Below are 4,388 nucleotides of genomic sequence, written 5' to 3'. Positions count from 1 at the left end.
GCGCCGCCGCCGTCAGCTCGTCCAGCGCCCGGCCGACCCGCTCCACCTCCGCCCGCTCCGGCACCCGCCCGCCGTAACGGCGCTGCGCCGCGAACGCCGCCACCGCACCGCTCAGCCGCTCCAGCGCGGCCGTCGCGGGCAGCCACTCGGCCGCCAGCCGGCCCGTCGGCGGCGGCTCGGCCAGGCCCCGCTCCACCTCCGCGCGGGCATCCGCGAGCGCCCGGTAGGCCGTCCGCCGCAGCCACACCTCGGACCGGGGCTCCGGCCCGTCCTGCCGCACCACCGAGGCCAGATAGGCCTTCAGCGCGGCCGCCGCGGACACCAGCCGCGGCTCGATCCGGTGCCGCGGCCGTTCCGGCCAGAGCAGATGGCCGAACAGCAGCACGATCGCGCTGGCCAGCACGGTGTCCAGCACCCGGGGCCGGAACTCGGCCGCGCCGTCCTGCCCGCCCAGTTGCAGCAGGACCAGCGCCATCGGCGTCATCACCACGGTGTTCAGCCCGTAGTGCGCCGCCGTCGCGTACGGCAGCAGGGCCACGCAGAGCGCGGCGATCGCGACCAGCGCCCACGGGCCGGGAGCCAGCGACAGCACCGCCGCCGTCACCGCCACCCCCAGCACCGTCCCCACCGCACGGCTCACCGAACGCAGGAACACCGAGCCGAGGTCCGGCTTCAGGACGAAGGCGATCGTCATCGGCACCCAGTAGCTCCGGCTCAGCGGCAGCGCGGCCGTCAGCGCCGCCCCCACCGCGATGCACAGTGCCAGCCGCGCCCCGTACCGGGCCGCCCCCGGCGAGACCAGGCGCACCCGCAGCCGCCACGGGTCCGGCGGGGGCGCGGGAGCCGTGCCCAGCGCGGCCTCCCGGCCCGCGACCGTCGCCGCGGCCGCGCGCAGTGCCGCGTCCAGGGCCTGCCGGGACGGCGTGTCCGGCGCCCAGTCCGGCACCGGCACCTCGCCGGCGCTGTGTTCCGCCCCGCTGCCGCCTTCCACCGCGCGGGCCAGCAGGCCCGGCACGGCGGCCACCTCGGGCGGCACCGGCCGCAGGGCCCAGAGCAGGCCGGTGGCCGCCTCGGTGGCGGCGAGAGCGGCCCGGTACATCGTGTGGACGCGGTGGGCGGTGGCGCCGGGCGAGGTCCCGGGGTGGCGGGGAAGGGGCGGGAGCACGTCCTGGAGCTGGTTCAGCCGGGCGGTCAGCACCTGGCGGGAGGCCGACCCCCGCGGAGTCCCGAGATCGGCGAGCATCCGCCCCAGCGCGTCGTACACGGCGGCGAGCGCGCGCACGGCCGGGTCGGCACCGGGAGTCCGGCGGCCGCGCAGCGGCACACCGAGCAGCAGCACCAGCACCGCACCCGCCGGCAGCACCGCCGCGGCCGCCCACCACGGGTGCGGCAGCGGCATACCGCTCCCGAGCGCGGCCGAGACGAGCAGCAGCAGCCCCGCCGCCGAACCGCGCGGGCCCGTCGCACTCAGCGCGCCGGAGACGAACGCCGTCACGGTCAGCCCGGCGCCCAGGCCGAGCGCGCCGACCTGGGCGTGCTGGAGCGCGCTGCCGATCAGCATGCCGAGCGCCGAGGCCGGCACGGCGGTGGCGATCCGGCGGGCCCGCAGCCGGACCGGCTCGACGCGGTCGTTCATGGTCGCGTGCATCGCACCCAGCCCGGCGAACACCCCGAGGTCCACCCGGTGCGCCAGCAGCCCGGCGGCCAGCGCCAGCGCCATGGCGAGCGCGGCCCGGGCCATCGGCGCCCACGGCAGCGGCGGCCGGGCCGGACGGGCGGCCCGGGCCCACCAGGGGGTGGCGGGGTTTGGGGCGCTCGGGCTGTTGGGGGCGCTGGGGTCGACCGGGGTGCTGGTGGGCATGCGGGGCGTCCGATCCGCGGCGGGGCCGGGGCCCGGCGGGTGCGGGGCTGGGCGGCGGCCCGGGGCGCTGCTGTGCGACGCTGCGCGGCAGTGGAGGTCTCGTCCGGCGCGACCGGACCCGGCCAGTCTAACGGCGCCCGCCGACCGGGCCGCCCGGCCCCCGCACGGGGTGCACGTGTCAAGTTCGTACCGATCGCGTTCAAGCGGAGCACGGGCCCTGCCGGTCCGACGGAGGCGGTGGCTACGATGATTGAGGCGCCGTCCGTCCCGATGGGCGGACGGTTCTGCCGGATCGACCCGATGGGCCTGACGGGCCCGATCGATCTGTGCGGCCGGTAGGACCGAGTAGTTGACGGTGTGTCGCGGTGCGGCGACCCGCGGGGGCCGCGCCGTGCACGGGGGAGAGGTGGATGCTGTGCCAGGCGAGGCTGGACCGGGAGGCGCGGGCTGGGCCGACGGCCCCGACGGTGAAGTGATGCCGTGGACGCTGAGCAACAGTTGGATCGGTCGCGTGGTCGGCCAGGTCCAGGTTGACGTCAGCGCCAACGCGCTGGTGGCGGCGTTCGGGTCCAAGGACGTCAAGATCGAGCTCGACACGCTCACCAACTTCAAGAAGAAGGTCGACGCGCTGCTGGCCTCGCTGGAGGGTTCGGAGGCGGCGCAGCACAAGATCAAGGAGCAGAAGCTGCACGCCGGGAACCTCGGCAGCGGCTTCCACGAGTCCGCCGACCTGATCGCCGCGTACGAGAAGACGCACGCGGCGATCGCGCAGCTCTCGAAGTCGTTCGCGGAGCAGATCGACAAGATGAGCAAGGCGGTCGCGCAGACGGCGGGGAGCTACGGCAACAACGAGGAGCACCAGACGGCGGCGGTCAAGGCGGTCGCGAAGAACGCGGACGGCGGCCCGGGCGGGCCGGCGGCGACCGGCAAGTACTGATGATCGGCGTGTGTGTTCGCTTCGTTGGAACGGGGAGCAACTGATGGCAGGTGGAACGAACTTCGAAGGGCTGGGACATCCCCAGCTCAAGCTGATGGTGGCCGGCAGCGATCCGTCCAAGGTGACCGGTCGTGGCAACCAGCTCAAGGCCGCCGGGCGCGTCCTGGACGAGCTCAGCAAGGCACTGGCAGCCCACGTGACGCAGATCCAGTGGGAGGGGCCGGCCGCCGAGAACTTCAAGTCGTGGGCCGGTGACCTGCACAAGTCGGCGTCCATGATCAGTGAGTACTCGAAGGGCGCGGGCGACGCCATGGTGCAGGCCGGCGAGGCCCTGAGCACCGCGAAGACCGGCGTGCCGGAGGTCCCGACCAAGGACCTCGACACGGTCAAGCGGCACTCCGAGCAGCCGTGCCTCAAGCCTTCGCCGTTGAGCATCGCAGGCTTCGGCAACCCGTCCGTCTCCACCGACGCGATCATGAAGAAGGAGGACCCGACCTGGGTCTCCTACACGGAGGCCGCGGCGGCGCAGAAGCGGGTGGACACCGCGCACCAGGAAGCCATCCACCAGATGGAGAAGCTGGGGCAGGCCTACGAGGCGGCGACGACCAAGCTGAACTCGCTCAAGATGCCGGATCTGCCGGGTCAGTCGGGTGGCGAGTCGCACAGCGGGGCGGAAGAGGTATCGGTCGGTGGTGGCGGCGGCGGACGTGCCGGCTCCGGCGGCACGGGCCGTACTCCGCGTGGCGGCTACACCGGCAGCAGCGGCTACAGCCCGCCCTCCGGCGGCGACCGGAGCGGCGGCGGTTCCGTGACGCCGCGTCCGCCGGTGCTGGTGACGCCCGGGCCGACCCCGCCGGGGAGCGTCACGCCGACGCCGCCGCGGCGCGGCACTCCGGTGCCGCTGCCGGGCGACCCGACCACGCCGGGACCGGTGCCGACGGGACCGACGCACCCCGGGGACCGTCCCGGTACCGGGCTCGACAGCCTGCCAACGGTACCGACGCTGCCCGGCCCGACCGGACCGGTGGGTCCCGGGGGCGGTCCCGCGCCCGTGTACCCGCAGGGCGGCGGTCCCGGGCACCCGGGTACGCCCGGTGGCGGCCCCGGTGGATTCCCGGGCGGGGGGCCGATCCCGTTCGGCGGGACCGGTCCGTTCACCGGTGGGACCGGTCCGCTCAAGAGCGGCGGAGGCCCGGTCCCCCCGAGCCGGACCGGCGCTGTCGGGGGCAGTCTGCCGACGAAGAACGGCGGTCCGGGCGCGAGCAACGGCGGCACGGTCTTCGGGGCGCGCGAGGCCCAGGGCCGGTCCGGCGGGTCCGGTGGCGGAGGCTTCGGCGGTCCGGGTGGCGGGATGCACCAGGGCGGCGGTCACGGCGGTGGCGCGGTCGGCGGTGCGCGCGGTCGGGGCTACAGCTCGACCGGCGGCGGTGTGGTCGGCGGGGCGAAGGGGCCGGTGGCCGCCGGGGAGTTCACCCCGGGCGGCAGCGGCCTGCGCAACCGGGCCGCCGCGGCCGGTGCGGCGTCCGCCGAGGGCGCGGCGCGGCCGGGCCAGAACGGCATGATGGGCCCGGGCATGGCGGGGGGGGGGGG

At 76.0% G+C, this 4,388-nt stretch carries 3 protein-coding genes; 2 read left to right on the top strand and 1 reads right to left on the bottom strand.

The annotated features are described in order from the left end of the window. Positions 1-1,861 (bottom strand): FUSC family protein (locus BI06_RS06865; RefSeq protein WP_051740387.1); only part of this gene is annotated, 1,861 nt, incomplete at its 3' end. 475 nt (positions 1,862-2,336) lie between these two features. On the opposite strand from BI06_RS06865, the gene BI06_RS06860 reads away from it, so the two are divergent. Together BI06_RS06860 and BI06_RS50390 are read left to right on the top strand one after the other, a co-directional pair. After that, a complete protein-coding gene (locus tag BI06_RS06860; protein WP_051740386.1) occupies positions 2,337-2,798 on the top strand; it encodes a hypothetical protein in 462 nt (153 codons plus the stop codon). Between the two features lie 43 nt (positions 2,799-2,841). Beyond that, on the top strand, positions 2,842-4,388 hold a 1,547-nt coding region (locus BI06_RS50390; RefSeq protein ID WP_158516392.1), incomplete at its 3' end, for a WXG100 family type VII secretion target.

Source organism: Kitasatospora sp. MBT66, from assembly GCF_000710405.2.
Taxonomy (GTDB): Bacteria; Actinomycetota; Actinomycetes; order Streptomycetales; family Streptomycetaceae; genus Kitasatospora; species Kitasatospora purpeofusca.
This window is presented reverse-complemented; position numbering and strand designations above follow the sequence as displayed.

Bases quoted from the DNA above. Each gene is read 5' to 3' on its own strand.
- BI06_RS06860 (WP_051740386.1), top strand. From the start codon at position 2,337: ATGCCGTGGACGCTGAGCAACAGTTGGATCGGTCGCGTGGTCGGCCAG.